This is a genomic window from Pseudogracilibacillus auburnensis (assembly GCF_003201975.1).
GTDB lineage: Bacteria > Bacillota > Bacilli > Bacillales > Amphibacillaceae > Pseudogracilibacillus > Pseudogracilibacillus auburnensis.
This window is the reverse complement of record NZ_QJJQ01000025.1, coordinates 1-19302: the sequence shown is the minus strand read 5'-3', so window position 1 is coordinate 19302 and position 19302 is coordinate 1. Positions and strand designations below refer to the sequence as shown.

17 protein-coding genes and 1 other annotated feature are annotated in these 19302 nt (G+C 35.1%); of the genes, 8 read left to right on the top strand and 9 right to left on the bottom strand.

All coding sequences use genetic code 11. From position 1 onward, the window contains the following. Positions 1–129 precede the first annotated feature (129 nt). The gene (locus tag DFR56_RS21535) at positions 130–3156 is read right to left on the bottom strand and encodes a transglycosylase domain-containing protein (protein WP_110397526.1); all 3027 of its coding nucleotides are present in this window, start codon (positions 3154–3156) and stop codon (positions 130–132) included. A 218-nt stretch (positions 3157–3374) separates the two neighbouring features. On the opposite strand from DFR56_RS21535, the gene DFR56_RS21530 reads away from it, so the two are divergent. From DFR56_RS21530 to tyrS, 3 genes are all read left to right on the top strand, one after another. Continuing rightward, positions 3375–3818, top strand: a complete 444-nt coding sequence (locus DFR56_RS21530) for a MarR family winged helix-turn-helix transcriptional regulator (RefSeq protein ID WP_110397525.1) — start codon at positions 3375–3377, stop codon at positions 3816–3818. 17 nt (positions 3819–3835) lie between these two features. Then, complete coding sequence (locus tag DFR56_RS21525; protein ID WP_110397524.1) at positions 3836–4621, top strand: alpha/beta fold hydrolase; 786 nt, start codon at positions 3836–3838, stop codon at positions 4619–4621. Between the two features lie 109 nt (positions 4622–4730). Then, positions 4731–4954 (top strand) — a binding site (T-box leader). 56 nt (positions 4955–5010) lie between these two features. Then, positions 5011–6276 carry a tyrosine--tRNA ligase gene (tyrS, locus tag DFR56_RS21520; RefSeq protein ID WP_110397550.1) on the top strand — a complete coding sequence of 422 codons (1266 nt, stop codon included), beginning with the start codon at positions 5011–5013 and terminating at the stop codon, positions 6274–6276. A gap of 169 nt (positions 6277–6445) precedes the next feature. On the opposite strand, the gene DFR56_RS21515 is transcribed toward tyrS, so the two are convergent. Continuing rightward, positions 6446–7381 (bottom strand): RpnC/YadD family protein, encoded by a 936-nt coding sequence (locus DFR56_RS21515; RefSeq protein ID WP_110397523.1) that lies wholly within the window; start codon positions 7379–7381, stop codon positions 6446–6448. Between the two features lie 337 nt (positions 7382–7718). On the opposite strand from DFR56_RS21515, the gene DFR56_RS21510 reads away from it, so the two are divergent. Beyond that, positions 7719–8732, top strand: coding sequence for a S66 family peptidase (locus DFR56_RS21510; protein ID WP_110397522.1), 1014 nt, complete (start codon positions 7719–7721; stop codon positions 8730–8732). Between the two features lie 102 nt (positions 8733–8834). Here the strand turns inward: DFR56_RS21510 and DFR56_RS21505 are convergent, their stop codons facing one another. Next, on the bottom strand, positions 8835–9488 hold the full coding sequence (locus tag DFR56_RS21505; protein WP_110397521.1) for an SAP domain-containing protein: 654 nt from the start codon (positions 9486–9488) through the stop codon (positions 8835–8837). Between the two features lie 419 nt (positions 9489–9907). Then, positions 9908–11170, bottom strand: a complete 1263-nt coding sequence (locus tag DFR56_RS21500) for a DNA polymerase IV (protein ID WP_110397520.1) — start codon at positions 11168–11170, stop codon at positions 9908–9910. 250 nt (positions 11171–11420) lie between these two features. Here DFR56_RS21500 and DFR56_RS21495 point away from each other — a divergent pair, with 250 nt between their 5' ends. From DFR56_RS21495 to DFR56_RS21485, 3 genes are all read left to right on the top strand, one after another. Continuing rightward, positions 11421–11741 (top strand): YolD-like family protein, encoded by a 321-nt coding sequence (locus tag DFR56_RS21495; protein WP_110397519.1) that lies wholly within the window; start codon positions 11421–11423, stop codon positions 11739–11741. 1060 nt (positions 11742–12801) lie between these two features. Further along, positions 12802–14661 (top strand): asparagine synthase (glutamine-hydrolyzing), encoded by a 1860-nt coding sequence (gene asnB, locus DFR56_RS21490; RefSeq protein WP_110397518.1) that lies wholly within the window; start codon positions 12802–12804, stop codon positions 14659–14661. Between the two features lie 304 nt (positions 14662–14965). Continuing rightward, the gene (locus DFR56_RS21485; RefSeq protein ID WP_146214356.1) at positions 14966–16408 is read left to right on the top strand and encodes a CPBP family intramembrane glutamic endopeptidase; all 1443 of its coding nucleotides are present in this window, start codon (positions 14966–14968) and stop codon (positions 16406–16408) included. Positions 16409–16461: 53 nt separating this feature from the next. On the opposite strand, the gene DFR56_RS21480 is transcribed toward DFR56_RS21485, so the two are convergent. The 5 genes from DFR56_RS21480 to DFR56_RS21460 form a co-directional block, all read right to left on the bottom strand. Continuing rightward, positions 16462–16932: a GyrI-like domain-containing protein gene (locus DFR56_RS21480; RefSeq protein WP_110397516.1), complete on the bottom strand. Its 471-nt coding sequence runs from the start codon at positions 16930–16932 to the stop codon at positions 16462–16464. 26 nt (positions 16933–16958) lie between these two features. Then, the gene (locus DFR56_RS21475) at positions 16959–17327 is read right to left on the bottom strand and encodes a VOC family protein (RefSeq protein ID WP_110397515.1); all 369 of its coding nucleotides are present in this window, start codon (positions 17325–17327) and stop codon (positions 16959–16961) included. A 48-nt stretch (positions 17328–17375) separates the two neighbouring features. Then, on the bottom strand, positions 17376–17840 hold the full coding sequence (locus tag DFR56_RS21470; RefSeq protein ID WP_110397514.1) for a GyrI-like domain-containing protein: 465 nt from the start codon (positions 17838–17840) through the stop codon (positions 17376–17378). A 66-nt stretch (positions 17841–17906) separates the two neighbouring features. Further along, positions 17907–18281: a VOC family protein gene (locus DFR56_RS21465; protein WP_110397513.1), complete on the bottom strand. Its 375-nt coding sequence runs from the start codon at positions 18279–18281 to the stop codon at positions 17907–17909. Positions 18282–18359: 78 nt separating this feature from the next. Further along, positions 18360–18764, bottom strand: a complete 405-nt coding sequence (locus DFR56_RS21460) for a VOC family protein (protein ID WP_158525762.1) — start codon at positions 18762–18764, stop codon at positions 18360–18362. A 473-nt stretch (positions 18765–19237) separates the two neighbouring features. Here DFR56_RS21460 and DFR56_RS24080 point away from each other — a divergent pair. Continuing rightward, positions 19238–19302: helix-turn-helix domain-containing protein (locus DFR56_RS24080; protein WP_146214335.1), on the top strand; the 65-nt coding region annotated here is incomplete at its 3' end.

Genomic DNA, 19302 nt, shown 5'->3' with positions numbered 1-19302 from the left:
AAAAACTTCTAATTTCAAAGTGGTTATATTCTTACATCAAATATGAGCAATTTCGAGAACTAATCAAAAAGTAGAACTGAAATTTATTTCAGCTCTACTTTGGGCTCGTACTATTCATAAATGGACTAGTTAATCGCTATCTTCATTTCCTTCATCACTACTGTCATCTTGCTTTTCTTCTTCTTTCTTTTTTTCTTCTTCCTCTTTCTTACGCTTCTCTTCTTCTTTCTTTTTCTTTTCCTCTTCTTTTTTACGTTTTTCTTCTTCCTTCTGTCGTTCTTTATCGGCTTTTTCTTGCTCTTTTTGTTGTTTTTCTAGTTCTTTCTGTTTTTCTTTCTCTTTCTCTTTCTCTTTATCTTTTTCCTTGTCTTTATCATCCACTTCTACAGTAAATGGTTTAGAAGGTTCTGATTCTCTTCCGAAATAATTTACAGCTCGTACATGATAAACACCTTCTCCAGAAGGAATGGAGTAGGACGGCTTAATCGTATGACCAATTAATTTAAAAGAACCGCCCTCTTTAGATGCATAATACACTCGATAACCTACGATTAAGTGTCCTGTTGCTCCCGACCAAGAAATACTACTGCTCGATGCTTTTAAGGATCCGGGTGCGGGGGGTGAACCTCCGCTGTCATTTTCAATAGCTCCTGATGAAGAACTACCGCCTCTAAAACCGATTTTTTGCCAAGGTTCCGGATTTTTTCTTGGAATAAGTACTGATAAATCACCTAAACGATCATATCCCATCCGTTTTAAAAACTCTGGATTAAAGGCATACCCACCCTTTCCAGACGTAGTAAATTCGGATGGAGTGTTAGGTCCAGCAACGATTTGTTCTCCATCTACTTCAACAAGAGGCATATTTCCTCCTACTAAACTATCATCTGTTTGGTTCGGAACATATTTAGCATTGTATAAATCAGATCGAACAAGACCAGCATCTGAACAAATTTTCGATGGAGCCATCCCTGAAGTTGCACAATAACTTCGTCTAACAAGTCCATCTGGTTGTTTATGGTTTCCTTGTGGTGCCAGTAATTCAGGATTAATTTCGGTAACAGCATTCATAATTTGTGCCCATAGGTTTTGTGTTCGTTGACTATAATTTAGTCCGCAGCCAGAACAATCATAGATGGAACTTGGCGTATCATAGCCAAGCCATAACCCCATCGTTACATTTGGATTTGTTCCGACAAACCACGCATCTTCATAATCATTCGACGTACCAGTTTTCCCAGCCCAATCGACGCCGCGATAGGCTAAGTGGTTAGGTAAATATGCTCCAGTTCCTGATCGAAGTACATCTCGCATCATGTCGATCGTTAAATAAGCAGTTTGCGGTGAAAATACTTCTACTGGTTCCGATTTATGTTCATAAATAATATTTCCATCAGAATCAGTTATTTTCTCAATCATATAAGCAGGAATATACTTTCCCCCATTACTAAATGTGGCAAATGCATTTGTGTTTTGCTCTACTGTCACGTTATTTGGTCCTAATGCGATAGCAGGACTTTCCAGCTCCTCATCAGATAGTGGTATTCCCATTTTCATGATGTACTCTTTTCCGGGATTTGCATATAATATCTTCTTATAAATTTCCACCGTAGAAGTATTATATGAGTATGTTAAAGCTTCTCTAGCTGAAACAAGCCCATAATAACCACCCCCATAGTTAGGTGGTGAGTAACCTGGAAGTCCTGGAACATCAGCAACCACTGATCCTGGTTGGATAGCACCCATTTCCATTGCAGGGGCATAAACAGCAAGCGGTTTAAATGTACTTCCTGCTGGACGTCCTAATGTTCCGTAGCCTGTCGCATAATTAACTTCATGACTTCCAGCACGAAAATCTCTACCTGGAACAAAACTTAAAATTTTTCCAGTTTTATTCTCGACCAATTCTACTCCCACTTCAACTTGCTCTATTGTTTGTTCTGTATCTTCTTTTTCTGGTAAAGTTTTATCAGGTCCGAAGTATTGATAATCTTTTACGACTTTTTGCATCGTATCATACATTTTCTTATCGATCGTTGAATGAATATGATAACCATTCATTCGTAAAGCACGATCTGCTAAAATTTCATATTGTTCTTTTAGCTCTTCACTTTCCATCACTTCCGCCAAAGTATATCCATCTTCCTCAGCAATTACCTCCATAATGATTTCCTTCGCCCGTTTTTCTAACTCTAAAACAATGGCTGGATATTTTTCGATAGGGGAAGCAGACTTCTTCGTAAAGTCAGCAGCAATATCATATTTCACTGCTTTTTTATATTCTTTTTCTGTAATAAATTCTGCTTGATACATCCGCTTTAAAACGGTTTTCATTCGGTTGATTCCTTTTTCTAACTCTTCTTCCTCTTTTACTTCTCCTGACGTTTGAAAAGGAGTAAAGGCATATGGGTTTTGCGGAATTCCAGCTAAAAATGCCGCTTGCGGTAACGTTAACTCAGATGCATCGACTCCGAATATCCCTTTAGCTGCAGTTTGAATTCCTGCAACGTTTTGTCCGGAGGCATCTCTTCCATATGGAACGATATTTAAGTATGCTTCTAATATTTCATCTTTTTCAAAAAAATGTTCTAAACGCATTGCAAGTAAAATCTCTTTTGCTTTACGCTCAAATGAAACTTCATTCGTTAATATTTGGTTTTTAATTAATTGTTGTGTTAATGTACTACCACCTGTTTTTGTATCGGAATTGGATACTTCTTGATAAATTGCACGAACAATTGCTTTTGGAACAACTCCATTATGTTCATAGAACAATTCATCTTCTGTGGCAATTACTGCTTCTGTTACTAAATCTGAAACATCTTTTAATTTGACTTCTTCTCGGTGTAAATCAGCTCTTATATCACCAATATACTTTTCACCAGCGAAATACAACTTAGATGTTTCTTCGTAATTGTAAATGTCTTTTTTCATCTCTTCGTAATCTCTAATTGGTTCATCTTTGACGAGGGAGGCAAAATATCCAGCCCCAACCCCTCCAGCAAAAATAACGGACATGGAGCCAACAATAATAAAAAAGAGAATAATATTCCAGACAATATCATATGTAATCCGTGATGTTCTTTGAATTTTACCTTTATTCCATGAACCTATTAATTTATTTCCTACATTTTGCAGAAATTGTTTGAAATTCATCTTTAAACCTCCTAAATTCAAGTATTTATTATATCACAAATTAAGATAATATGGTCTTAAGTTTAAGTAAGAAAATAATTTATTTCCAATATTTTCAAATATCCTTTTCTTCATTAAAAACTAGGAGGAAAAGGTAATAGATTTAAAAGAGAAGGGTTCCACTTGCAAGATAACTAAGGTTACTTTATAATTAAGTTAACTTAGCGAAGGTGGATGGAATGAAAAAGGAACAAATTAGGCAAATAAATAGGTTACAAAACAATTTTAATATATTAATAGCGAATAAATTTGAGGATAAATTAGATAATCAGTTAACAGCTAAACAAGTATTAATGTTAGAGTTAATTAAGCAAGGGATAAATTCAACGAAAGATTTAGCTACTAAATTAAATGTTTCAACAAGTGCAATAAGTCAAATTTTAAATAAATTAGATGATAAGGGATATATTGAACGAACCGTTAATCCACAAAACAGGCGGGAAATCATTTTGAAACTTGCCGATAAAGCCGATCAATATTTCCATGATTTAACTGCATTGAAAGATCAAATTAATCAAGAGGTTTATGGGAAGTTGTCTTTAGAGGATTTGAAACATTTAAAAAAGATATTAGAAAAATTACAGACGATAGCTATGAATGAAACAAATGATGATAGGAAATAACATATTGGAGGGATTTTTTGACTTTATTTTATCGAGAATCAGGTAATATAGACGGCTCATTCCTGCTTTTTATTCATGGCGGCGGGGTAAGTGGATGGATGTGGGATAAACAAGTTCAGTATTTTAATAATTATCATTGTATTGTTCCAGATTTACTGAAGCAAGAGGGAGATAATGATATTGCAGAATTCTCCATTAAGAATAGTGCTGAACAATTGCTCATGTTAATCGAGAAAAAAGCTAAAAATAAAAAAGTAATAGTGATTGGTTTTTCATTAGGAGCTCAAATTGCGATGCAAATGGTAAGCATGAAACCGAAATTAATTGATTTTGTAATGATTAATAGTGCATTAGTTAGACCATTCCCGTTTGCAAAATATTTTATAAGTCCATCTGTCAAACTCACATTTCCATTCATTAAAAATAAAACATTTTCAAAACTTCAAGCAAAAACGCTTTATATTGGGGACGAGTACTTTGAAAAATATTATGAAGAAAGTTCTAACATGAAGCAAGATAGTCTCATTAACATATTAAAAGACAATATGGCGTTTGAAATACCTGAAAATTTTAGCAAGGTACAAGCGAAAATATTAGTAACTGTCGGCGAAAAGGAAAAAGGGATCATGAAAAAGTCTGCCGTCGATATCGTGAAACATAACCCGCATTGTGAAGGAGTTATCTTACCTAATATTGGACATGGTATACCATTAGCTGAACCAGATCGTTTTAATCACATGGTTGAAGAGTGGATGAAGGAGGGAAAGGTGCCAAATGGAAAATTAATCAATGACGGGATCTAGTATACTGAATATACAAGTGTTATAGTCAGTCAGAGAAAAAACGTGATCTATTTTATGAGTAAATAATTTGCCTTTTTATTTGGAATATGGTTAAAATTAGATCAGAATAAAATTTGTGAAGAACGACCGAAGTAGTGGAGCAAATCCCTTTTAAAGCGAGCTAACGGCTGGTGGAAGTTAGTAATATTTGTTTCTACGAATTACAGTCTGGAGCAATTCTTTTTACGTATCGTAAATAAGACGGTGACATCATCGTTAACAATGCCAAGTGGTAAATAAGTTATTTTATTTACAACAAGGGTGGTACCGCGAGTATAATGCCTCGTCCCTTTTTTAGGGATGGGGCTTTTTTATATTTTCAAAAACTTAGATTACGGAGAGTGAAGCAAGTGAATATTTTACAAGATTTAAAAAATAGAGGACTAATTCAGCAGACGACAGATGAAGAAGGTTTAAAAAAACATTTAGCGGAAAACCAAGTAACTTTATACTGTGGCTTTGATCCTACGGCCGATAGTTTGCATATTGGTCATTTACTTCCAATTACGATATTAAAAAGATTTCAACAAGCTGGTCACCGTCCGATTGCATTAATTGGTGGTGGGACAGGAATGATTGGTGATCCAAGTGGAAGAACGAGTGAAAGATCATTAAATTCAGAAAGTGTCGTACATGGCTTTACGGAAAGTATTCGTAACCAATTAGCTGGATTGCTTAACTTTGATAGCGGTGAAAATGCTGCTGTGGCAAGAAATAACCATGATTGGCTAGCTAAATTAACGTTCATCGAATTTTTAAGAGATGTTGGAAAACACTTTACCGTAAATTATATGTTAGCAAAAGATGCTGTTTCGTCCCGTATTGAACAAGGAATTTCGTACACTGAATTTAGCTACATGCTGATGCAGTCTTACGATTTTCTACAATTACATGAACAAGAAAACTGTACACTACAGATTGGCGGTAGTGATCAGTGGGGAAATATTACTGCTGGAATGGAATTTATCCGTCGTTCTCGTGGAGATGAAGAGACGAAGGTTTTCGGCTTAACAGTACCACTCATTACAAAAGCAGATGGAACAAAATTTGGTAAAACAGCAGGTGGAGCGGTATGGCTTGATGCGAAAAAGACGAGCCCATACGAATTTTACCAGTTCTGGTACAATACAGATGATCGTGATGTCATTAAGTTTATTCAGTTCTTTACGTTTTTAGAGCAGGATGAAATTGGACAACTACAAACGGCTGTAGAAGAAAATCCAGGTGCACGGGAGGCGCAAAAGCGTTTAGCAGAGGAAATGACGAAAATGGTGCATGGTGAAGCTGCCTTAGCACAAGCGATAAAGATTTCAACTGCATTATTTAGTGGGGATGTAAAAGCACTTACGAAAGATGAAATTGAACAAGGTTTCAAAGATGTTCCTACGTTTGAGGCGGAAAAAACAGATCTATCTTTAGTTGATTTACTCGTTGAAGCGAAAATCTCTTCGTCTAAACGTCAAGCGCGCGAAGACATAAATAATGGAGCCATTTACATTAATGGAGATCGTAATCAAGATGTCCAACATGTCGTAACAAGTGCAGATCGTCTAGAAGATACATTTACCGTTATTCGTCGTGGCAGAAGAAAATATTTCTTAGTTCATTTTAAATGAGCAAGAAAATGGAACACTCCAAAAATAGAACTTTTGGAGTGTTTTTATCTAGTCTAGCGTGAATTCACTTGAATAACACCGAACCGAGTATTTATGCATTATAGATTATTAAATAAATTTGGATAAAAAATTAAGGCCGTTGTAATCACCCTGCCAATGTAGAGGGTGATCAGATTTGCTGCTGTTTCAATATTTCTACTTCATCATGCTTTAATTTGGTTAATTGCATAATTTTCTCCACAGTAAATCCATCCGCCAGCATTTTAAGGGCAATTCCCTTACGTTCGGCCTCAATTCCTTCAACTCGTCCTTTATGCTTCAGTTCTTCCTCATATGGAATGATGATCTTCTTCATTTCCTCCGCATCATCAAAGTCTTCCATTGCTTCCATATATTTTACCTCCTCTTCCCCCGTTAATTGTAAATAAGAATTAAAAAAACCATAAATTAATCGTTGCGCAGCTTCATCCAGTTGCAAACGCCATAATAAATGCATAAATTCGACCTTTACCTTATAACGTTCTTCCTCTTTATATCCCATTTTTGAAAGAAATGCTGCCACAACGGGATTTTCCTTCCTTAAATAATCTCGCCAGTACATTTTCCTCAAGTGTAATGTATGATACCGAAAATGCAAATAGGTTGTACCTAACGCTTGAATTGTAAATTCATTTTTTTCCCAATTTTCCGGATAACTAAAGACAGCAATCGGAATAATCGGTTTTTGATACTCGTTGTAAAGCAAACTATAATATTGGAACATTCGCTTATTAAACTGGTATTGAACTGAACTTTGCGGTTCTACATGAATAATAATCAACGCATCTGTATTTTTTTGTTTCACCTCGACTACGATATCAAGTTTTCGTATGTCTCTCCTTACGACATTCGTATACACTTCCTCAGGCAAAAAATGGATGGATTCCAAATCGATTTGCTCATACATATCTGGAAAAAAAGCCTTCAAAAAATCCGTAAAGAAGTAACGAATAAGTTGCTTAAATAACATATCATGATTCGTATATTCCTTTTTTTGCTCTTTCAGAAAATAAACTTGTGCGGGCTTTGCGAACGAAGGCGTCTCTGTCAATAATATTGTATCCATTATACCACATCCGAATCTATGTAAATATTCTGAAATTTAACTAGTTCTATCATACTAGAAAAAATAGAACAGAACAAGTGTTTCGTTCATTGCAATCAATACTTTAGTTTCATGGGAGAAAGTCTATAGCTCTTACTTTGGGAGTTTCACAATGGTTATTGGCATAATGGAGAGATAAAAGAATTATCTACATTTTTGAGTTTAGATATTTAGAAGGTTAAGTCGTGAACCGTATGGTTGGCCATGTGAGAGGTTGACTAATCAATGAATCATTAGTCATCTACTCGTTTGAAAATAGTATGGTATGATATGGTAAATTGAAAAGGAGAGTGATCTCATGATTAAATACCCTCTGCTAGAAAAAGGTGCAACAATCGGGATAACTGCACCTTCATCTGGAGTCGAAGCAGAATTACATCATCTTGTGAAATCGGCATGTAATCGCCAAAGTATAAAGGGATTTAAGACGATTTGTGGCGACACTGTTTGGACGCAGGAAAAGGCAAAATCGGCGCCAGCGAAACAACGCGCGGCTGAGTTTACTCAAATGATGAAAGATAATGAAATCGATCTTGTCATTCCACCGTGGGGAGGTGAGCTACTCATTGAAATCTTGGAATTTATTGATTTTAATCAGTTAGAAAAGAAATGGATTTTAGGTTACTCTGATACAAGTGTATTGCTGCTTGCAGTCACTTTAATGACAGGAATAGCTACTGCCCACGGAACGAATTTAGTAGATTTACATGGAGAATATTCGGATGAAACAACGGCTATGTGGGAGCCCGTTTTATCAACTAAAACAGGTGCATCCATCCTTCAACATTCCTCTAAAATATATCAGAAGGAATGGGATTTTAATACATGTTCCCCTTATGTCTTTCATTTTACGGAGCATACGTATTGGAAAACAACTCCGAATGAGCCAATAAATGTAGCAGGTCGATTACTTGGTGGTTGTATTGACGTCATAAGGCATTTGATTGGAACTCCATTTGGGGATGTCCAACATTTTAGCGAAAAACATATCGGAGAACCAATTATTTGGTATTTTGAAAACTGTCATTTAAAAACAACTGATTTACGAAGAACACTTGTGCAGATGAAGTTGGCCAGATGGTTTGAAAATTGTTCCGCTATATTGTTTGGACGAAGTGATGCCAATATGCCTGTAGAAGATTATACGATTGAAGATGTCTATCAAGACCTTCGAAACGAATTACAAATACCAATCATTTACGATATTGACTGTGGTCACTTGCCCCCGCAACTTACTTTCATTAATGGTGCATATGCCAGGGTATGTGTGCAACAAGGGAAAGGAACTGTTTTACAAACATTTAGTCCATAACATGTTATGAAAAAATTGGTGTTTGCTTATAGTCTAGTTAAAGATTCCTATAGGGACTTCGCTCTAAAATTTTATGTGAGCTGTTTTTATCTTTTTTTACTATTACTTATTTTTCATAACCACTTCTATTTCATCTTTATACGTTTTCAGCAGTTCACTTCTATATTTTTTTGATCCAGGTTTTTGTTTTACGGCTTGCCATAGTAAGGCAGCAACCTCCATTTTAGGATGTAAATCTTTTGTTTTCGTATCGCGATGAAAATCTTTGACAAAATTATTCCATTGATATGTCTGTTCTTCTGGAAGATTTGTTGTTTGTTGTCCCTTCTTTCCATTTTCATATACTTTCATCAGATCAGCTACTGTCATCTGTAAGTTGTTATTTTTCTCAGCTTCTCTGAGTGCTGCAGCCATATGTTTCGTAAAGGAAAACTTGGAGACACCGTAATATTGTTTGAAAAATTCCCGTGCTTGTTGATTGAATTTAAAACCGTCAGGGATTAAACGTGTTTCTAATGTTATTTCTTTTGAGGAAGATTTTTGTCTTTTATCGTAATTTTCTTTCCTTACATCAGTGATCGCTTTTCCTGTCATTAAAAATTCTTTTATTCTCTCTATTAATTCTGCTTTTGTCCCATATGATGATAAGTTGTATTTTTTACATAGTTGTCTAAGCTCTTCTTTGTACCAATAATGTTGATTAAATTCTTGAACGGTCATACTTGGACTAAAATGAGGCTTATTAGCTTTATCCATTGTGAACTCCTTTCATGTTTTACATTTACCTTAACATGGATATTGAAAGCTGCCAACCTACTTTAAGTATTAAAGGATGTTCAAAAGGTCCAACAAAAATGACACATCGAATTTCTGCGTTGGCAGTTAAGAAAGGATAAATCCTTTCTTCCTGCATAAGTGCAACTAAGGCATTCGCTGTAAAAGCTTAGCGAAAGCCAAGTTTTCTAAGCTTGCTTTTTTAGGTACTCACGTATGTAAGAGCATACGCTCCGTTCCTCATAGCTACGCCGCCTTCGACGAACAGGACGTTCTAGCACTGGCGTTGCCACAATGCTTTTCGATGGGATGAGCATTTAGCGGAGTCCCAGGACGTGGCGTTTTTAGACAGTGGAACTTCTTGGTCCTTTTTATCGGCCTTTTTGAACACGCACTATTAGTCAACTTTTCGCCCAATGCCCACCAATTTTTTTACTACGATCTAATGTAATCCCTGCATCCGTATAGCTGGAAGCGCGTAAAATGGCAGTCGCACCGAATTTATCTCGAATGGTATCCATGACATAGCCAATATCTTTATTTTCCGGCCGCTTGCTAAATAAATCGAGCTGTGTATCGCCATCCTCGCTTAAATTCGTTAATGTGACATAGACCTTTCTTATTTTACTATACCCATCATAAAATTTTTCAAAAAGTTGTATGCAAACGATATACATTTCCATCGTAATATTCGTCGGAGCGTAAATGGAACGAGAACGACTAAATCCTCCACCAGTCTCGGATGAGTAACCAATTCCTAAATGAATCGTTCTTCCCACTTTTTTAGCGGTACGAGCTCTTCTACATGCTTCCTCACACAGCTCCAATATACAGACGAAGGTATCTTCTTTCGTATAATCACGTAATAAAGAAATTCCATGACCGAAGCTTTCTTGTGTTGTTTTTGTAAAATCCCCGAATACAGGACTTAAATCGATCCCCCATGCGTGCCAATACAGTTGCTCACCCATTACCCCAAAATGCTTTTTCAAAGAAACGAGGGGAAATTGCGCAAGTTGTCCGAGTGTCGTAATCCCTAAGCGGTATAAATTTCTTTTCATTCTAGAACCAATTCCCCAAATTTTTTCAACTGAAAAAGGCCATAACATCTTTTGTACATCTTCATATGTGCATTTGGCAATCCCGTTTTCTGCATTTTTTGCATGTAAGTCCATCACTACTTTTGCTAAAAATTTATTATCGCCAATTCCAATTGCGCTCGTAATACCAAAGTTGGACAGAATTTTATCTTTAATTTTCACAGCAATTTCAACGCGATTTCCGAATAATTTTTCTAACCCATTTACTGTGATCCAAACTTCGTCAACTGAATATTGGTGAATTGCCTCTTTTGGTGCAAAAGTATTTAATAATTTTGTAATGTTTAATGAAACATGTAAATAATCCGCCATATTTGCTTGCACAATATGAATGGCAGGGTCTTTTGGGAGTTCAAAAAAACGACTAACATTACTAATCCCATGTTTCTTTTTTAAAGCTGGTGAAGCGGCAAGTATAATACTCCCAGATCGACTCCTATCCCCAACGACAGCGAGCATCACTTTCATTGGATCGAGCCCAAGCTTTACTGCCTCCACACTTGCATAAAAAGAGCGCATATCAATACAAAGGATATCATTTCGTGGATAATGTGAATAATCCATGTTTCCCACTCCTTAAGAGAACGTATGATTCATTATATGTAACGAAGTAGGTGAAAACAACTAATAGGGGAATATTTGTTCTTGTTTTTTACTGGAAATTATGTTAGTATAGGAACAAACGTTTCGTGAAGTTTTCCAAGCATATGATTGATAATATTTCCTGTACGAACGAACGTATTGCTATATCCGAAAAGGATCAGACATTTAACATAAATAGAACGAAGCGAGTAACGAATGGAGGTATTGTATAATGGAAGTACAAGAGCGTGGGACAATGAGGTGGGTATCGCCCATGTTACCGGAACATGTTGAATTATTAAAAGAAGTATTTGTTGAATATAAAGAAAAGCCAATCCTTAATGAACAGAAGATGAATGAAATAGATCAAACGTTAAAATATGCATTAAAACATCAAGTAAATATTGAAATGACTTATTATAAGGAAGGAGAATTTTTAACATTAAGCGGGAAACTAGTAAGAATCGATCAACGAAAAGGGTATATCGTTTTATGGAATGAAGATGGATTTAATATATCGTTGACCAGTATTATTGATGTCGAAATTGTATAACTGTAACAACCTTAGAAACAATTTACTGTTTTTAAGGTTTTTTTTTGTTCATATGCATAACATAATAAAAAGTGAACATTGCTTGGTCATTTGAAAATTTGAGGGATAGTAGAGCGCCTTTTTTTGAGAACAAATTCCGCCTAGGAGAACGGTTCGATATTCAACTAAAGGGAGCAGGAAGAATACCTTATTTACGTGAGTAATATGGACGTGCAGCGCTTGACTTAAGGATACGCGAATACATGATAAATGAATCCATCATTTATTGATGAGCTTGGAGATGTTGGCGACCATGCAAGGCTAATGCGAAGCAGCAATCCAGCAGAAATCATTGAGTAAAAGAAGCGGTAGAAAAGAATGGTGATGGTAAAAATAGAACAGCTTTTGCAACTACTTGCGAAAAGGAGCAAGTTGACTGCGCTAGGACTGAAGACTCAGTAAAACGAATGATGCCTGTAAACATTTGAATAGTTAAACGACCATTAACGTAAAAGTCATTTTACCTAGATAAACTAGAATGTAAAATTAAAATAATCAATAAAAAGGAATGAATACAAACAATCTTTAAAAAATATTTACCATTTCTTTCTGATATCTAAACTTTTCTATTTTATTATTAGGAAGTAGAAAAGAATTTCCAAGAAAGAATGCATGTGATTAAAAAAGAATGGTAAGTTGTATGATGAGAAATCGGCAGTGTCCATTGATTCGACACTAAACGTACTGACGAACTGTAGAGGATATGTTCTAAAAAGGAATACTAAGAAGGAGCATCGCCGCTTGCACAAGTTTACATGGAATTAATTTCCTTATAATGAAAACGATTTAATTTTGACAATTTAAGTAAAATGATGTGTAATTAATGAAGATTCACCAAAATACTATTGTATGTAATGAAAAAAGGTGGTATGATTTAAAGGAAAAAAATGTAATGGGAGGATACATAGAATTAGATGTAACATAGAACTAAGTGTAACATTTGAAAACTGATTATTAGGAATATTGTATTAAGTCTAAATGCTTATAAAAATGGAAAGCAAGAAAAAGAGGATGAAAAAATATGTGTGGACATTTATCTGTGTTAAACAACGAAAATTCCCAATTTAGTGAGGAACAAGTAGAGAACTTTAAAAGTAAAGGGTACTTTGTTGACGATCATGTTGCAATAGGATTTGGCGGATTATGTCCAGAAGATCTTTTACCCGAACAACAGCCTTATCATTTCAGTAATGGAAGGTATACACTTATTTTAAATGGTGAGATTTATAATGACGTTGAACTTCGTAATAAATTAAAAAAAGACGGATACCATTTTGATTCCGAATCAGTTTTAGAAGTTATTGCGAAACTTTTTTTAGATAAGAATGTGCAAGCTTTCTCTCATTTACGTGGGAGATTTTCCATCTTTATCTGGGATAGTAAAGATAAAATTGTGTATGGTGCAAGAGACAGTTTTGGAAGTAAATCATTATATTATGTGGAGGGCGAAAAGCAAGTCATTTTTGCCACGGAGGAAAAATATATCATTTCTGCACTTGACGATGCAAAAGTGATAGATCATGAAGCATTACAACATTATTTCACCTTTCAGTATGTTCCCGAACCTCTTACTTTAATGAAAAATATTCGTAAAGTAGAGCCTGGACATTATTTTATAAAAGAGTTGAACAAACCAATTGAATTTGCACGTTATTTTCATGCAACATTTCAGCCAGTAATCACAGAACAAAAACGAATGATTTCTTGGATTAGGGATGTGCTCATTGAATCTGTTCATATTCATATGCGAACAGAATTACCGTTAGGATCATTACTGTCTGGCGGGATAGATTCAAGTTTAATTGTTGCACTTGCAAAAGAAGTGAATCCAAACATAAAAACATTTACAGTCGGTTTTGAGCATGAAGGCTTTTCAGAAATTGAAGTGGCCCAAAATACTGCTGAACAGCTAGGCGTAGATAATATCTCATACGTTATTTCCCAAGAGGAATATATCGAAAAGTTACCTGAAATTATTTGGCATATGGAAGATCCGTTAGCAGATCCATCTTGTGTTCCACTTTACTTTGTAGCTCGTGAAGCGAAAAAGCATGTGGAAGCAGTCCTATCAGGGGAAGGTGCTGACGAATTGTTTGGAGGCTATAATATTTATCGGGAGCCAGGTTCACTAAAAGTTTTTCAGGCTATACCAAATGGTATCAATCATGTTATTAATAAAATTGCAACAACATTGCCTGAAGGGGTGAAAGGAAAAAGTTTTCTTATAAGAGGGACGACCCCATTAAAGGATCGATATATTGGTAATGCGAAAATGTTTGAAGAAAATGAGAAAGAGGAGTTACTAAAACAATATGATAAGAACGCATTTTACCAAACAATAACAGAAAAGCTGTATCGAAACGTGACAGAGGATCATTTAGTACAACAGATGCAGTACATCGACATGCACACTTGGTTACCTGGTGATATATTATTAAAAGGAAATAAAATGATGAAGGCACATGCTTTACAACTTCGTCTCCCGTTTTTGGATAAGGAAGTATTTGAAGTAGCGAGAAAGATTCCTGTAGATGAAAATATTGCTGGAGGAACTACAAAATTATTGTTACGGAATGCATTTTCCGATCTCGTACCAGAAAGTGTTTTATTCCGTAAAAAGCTCGGTTTCCCTGTCCCGATTAGACATTGGCTTAAAGAAGACAGTTTTTATCATTGGACTCAGGGGTTAATTCGAGAAAGTGAAACGGATCATTTACTTGATAAGACGGTTGTGTTAAAGTTGTTGACAGACCATAGACAAGGTAAAAGTGATCATTCTAGAAAAATTTGGACTGTACTTATCTTTATGATTTGGCATCAAATTTTTATCGAGGAAAAATATTCTTTTGCAAAAAATGAATCGACATTAGAGACAGTTTAAAAAAGACACAAAGTGTATAACGCCTCCTTATTTGGGGGCGTTTTATGTGTGCAGCTAACTATGGAATACAGTGTTAGATAGTTTTATTTACTCGGAGTCACGAAAAATTTCCGGGCCACTGCAAATATAAATATTATAAAGTTTTTATAAAAAATCCTGTATAAAAGAAAAGGTAGGATATAATGTAATCGTCGTAATAGGTTTTACTTTTTAGCAGATAAGAAAATATAAAACTTTCTTACCGAATAAATGCAACTAAAGCTTGGCGATAAGCTACGTTTTCTGAGAAGGGACAGATTATGTGATGAAAAATCGGCGTTTAACCATTTTTGCTGGAATTGGATTGATAGCATATATTTTGCTAATGTTTTTTGGTAATTCTTCTTCCGGCTATTCTTTACCAGACTATACAAAGTCAGATATTTTTAATGCATTAGATTATTCAGCAAAACAGTTACATATTCCATCGATCACGGAAGAGGAAGCGATGTATGTTGATGCAGTTGCAAATAATAGTATTGGCAGGTATGTGGATGAGAAGCAATTAGATCAACAGCAACTAACTATTTTAGAAAAGGAAGTCCCACTTTACACCATTGAAGTTGATACATTTCTAAAGGCGTATCAAGTCAATCCACAAAATGGCGAACTGACTTCGGCCACATCTATTAATATTGCAACAGATAATGTGGAGCAATTTGTTATAGACCAATTTGGAGCAGGTTATGAACTCCAATCAGAAGAGCGTGATAATAGTATATTTGCGGAATGGGAAGTAAAAAAGACATTTGTTGCTGAAACTTCTTTTGACAATGTGTCAAAAATGGTTGATGTTTATTTGATCAATAACGATATCGTGCAATTTGATCATTATGGATTAGCAGAAAATTATCCACTTCAACAAGTGGATTCGACAGGGCAGATGATTTTATACATTATCATCTTTTTATTTTTAGTCGTGATGTTTTTCATTGTGACAATCCACCTTATTATTAAACTAGTGAAAAAACAAATAGAAGGATTTATTGGACCACTTTTCCTTACTATTGTAGCTGGATTTGGTTGGTTTTACTTAACGAATGCCATGGGTGGAGCAATATCAGGAATAGGAATGATTGAACCGGCTTTAATGACTTATTTAACTTTTGCAACTTTAATGATTCGTTGGAAAAAGTCAAAACAAACAGTCAGCACAAAATTATTATCTTTTAAAAAGCCAATTTGGTTAGGATTATTAGCTGCAATAATTAGTCTTGCTTTAAGTGAATCTTTCTTTTTTATTGCTAGCTTTTTTGGGGCTTGGGTATCTCCTGTTTTGAATCATGGGGCACTTATTCAGTTGGATGTATGGATGTTACCGATTTTCTCTCTATTTATCGGTCTTAGTGCAGCAATTACGGAAGAGTCCATTTTTAGAAATTATATGATTCCTTCCTTTGACCGATTAGGGGTTATTGTATCGGTCATTGCTACGTCTGTATTGTGGGGGATCCTCCATATTGGATATGATATGTTCCCTTGGTATTTGTATGTCATTGATTTTATCATTATTACCGGCCCATTATTTTATTTTGTTTATAAAAGATACGGTTTTAAAACAGTCATCTTTTTACACTTTTTCTATAATACATGGGTGACCACTCTTTTCTTATTTTCAGTTGATGTAAAAGTTGCTTTTGTTTCATTGCTCATTACGTTAAGCCCATTTTTATTGTTCCTGTATAGGCGGACCGATTCAACAGTTTAATAGAAAAACCCTAGAAATAACGAGGGTGATATTTCTAGGGTTTTATTCTTATTCTATTCTTTAATAGGAAAACACAAATCCATTTCAAGTTCATCTTCTTCACTATCGATATAAACCTCTATACCGTAGCTATCAGCTAACGTATAGTCAGACTGATCTACCCATTGATACAAAGCATCATAAATATGACCAGCTTCCCCTTTGGGGCCTTTATATGTAATGATGGCATAAAGATTCTCTGGAAGTTCATATCTAACCATATCTTCAGGGATATCAGAAAATTCATCCACTTTTACGCCCGCAATCCATTGAAACTCATCTTCATCAGGTCGATAATTTGGCGGGTCAATAAATACTCCGCAGGATAAAGTAGGATGACTCTTGTTTTTTATGTCATGTACACGTTTTTCAAATGTGTCATGTAAATTAGTAATAAGCTTCTCTTTTCGTTCAACTTGAAGTAAAACCGATAATGACATTCCGACAATTTTTAAAGGATCCTTTTTTTCAATACGTACATTCATGATTATTCCCCCATTATTTTTATTCTTTACCCATCACATTGAACATTGAACAAATTTCCATCTGGATCATAGAAGTTTAAAAATTTATTTTCTCCATCATTATTAATGTCGGTTACGTTTACTTCAAATGCTTTTAAATGATGGTATAATTCCTCGATATTTTTTGTATGAAAACCTACTGCACCATGAAGGGTACCGTTTTGTGAAAAATTTGTATTTGTTTGATCTGTTGTTTCGAATAAAAATAACATTTGTCCAGATGGTAAATTAAGTTGTGCAAGCTGTTCGTCTTCGTTATGCCAAATAAATGTAAAGCCTAAAACTTCCGTATACCATGGCACAGCATCAGAAATATTTTTTACAGGAATTTGCTCATATAAAATTTCCCGGATCACAGTATCAACCTGCCTATCTTAGAGGATGCAAATGATTATTCGTATTGCTTAAGAAATCGGGTCATACAAGGTTACATATATCATATGCTTAGTTTGTTCTTTTTGATGGTCATATTCTTCTAATGTCCATTTAGTTGGTTGGTGCTTTAATTTTGCTCGTTCTATTTCCTGGTGTAGCTTTCTGTATGTCTGATGAATGTCTTTTGGCAATCCTTCATGATGGATCATTGCATATTTAATTTCGGGAACGTGAATAACTTCCATATCAATTGGAATCTTTTGTACACGATGAACTTGCATACAAACCCAATAACCATCTTCTGACTCATCTGCTTCTGCTTTGAAGATACCATAGGTAAAATGTTCATCTACCTGATGAACTATTTCGTCAAGACGTGAGCGTAACTTTTTGGTCACTTTCGGAATTTCCATTTGATACTCCTCTAATGTTTTACATTGTAAACGAAAACCAACAAATAGTAATGGACCTTTCGTAATGATATTGTTGTTCATAGACTCCCCCTTCTGAGTTAACTATTCATCATCTAAACCATTTTGTTATAATAGAAAGCACCCGATTTACCCTACCACGCCAAACTCATTTTCATCGAGGTCATATAAATTAAATCCTCTTAAACCATCATATTGATGAATCTTGCTAACATTAGCCCCCTTATCGATAAAATATTGATGAGCTTTGTCCACGTCGGTTGTATGAAAATTAAAATAATGTTCCACACTGTAATTGTTTCTAGGAAATGTTGGCTGTTCAATTTCATTTGATTTCACCAAACAAAATGTGACAATTCTATTCCCCATTATGAATACATTTGCTTCAGGTTCATCTTGATGTAATAGTTCAAATCCGAACATTTCGCGATACCACTTTGTCGATGCCGCTAGGTCACTAACTGGTACAAATACCCCAACTCCATCCAATAAGCTTTTATCCATGTCTAATCATTCCTTTACATCCATTTTTGTTTACCGAAATTTGAATAACCGGTATATCCAATGATTTGACCTTCTAGTTTATTCTTCCTTTACGTAAAAATATTGATCATTATCTTTATCCACGACAACGCTAAACATATTTTCATCTTGATCAAAGAAGTCAAACCCTACTACTGGACCAAGATCTTCGATGTCGGTTACAGTCACCCCTTTTCGTTGGAGCTTTTTACGATAAGCCTCTAGATTATCTGTTGAAAAATTGTAATAGGGCAGCGTCTGGTCTTTGTTTACATGAAACGTGCCTGACTGTTTTTCTTCCACTTTAACAAGGGATAAGTATTGCTTTTCAGTTGTAAAATAAAAGTCTGCTCCAGTGTCTTCAGGCCATGTACCTACATGATGAAGTTCCAGCTTCTCTTTATACCATTCGATTGCTTTTTCTACATTACGTACCGGGACAAATATTGCTCCAATTTTGATCATACTTTTTCCTCCTAATTTAAGTATTGATGTCTTCATATAATAAACGGGAAAGGAAAAGGAAACCTTACACATAATTACTAAAAATTTTTTAGATTAAAATAATCATTTATGTTTTATTATAAGTTGGTTCGCAAATCATCCAGACATTTCCATCTGGATCAGTGAAATGGAAATAGAATGCTCCACGAATAGTTTGAATCTTATTTATCGTTATGTCATTTTCTACTAATGATAGATATGTAGTGTAGATGAGTTTCGGATCTCGTTTTGTAACCCCTTCCACAAATGTCTCGAAAGAATGATTCAGAGATTGCTTTTCTGTCTGAGCTAACTTTTTATAAAAATGTTCAGAACACCCGCGATTTCAATCGTGGGATGAATGGACGCCTGGGAGCTATAAATCTAATCTCAAATCCATTTGCAAACACACGTTCCGTAAAGTATAATGAAAGTATAAAAACGAGGTGGATCATATGTTGAAACATAAAGCCTATAAAATTCGGATCTATCCCAATAAAAACCAAGAAAAACTAATTGC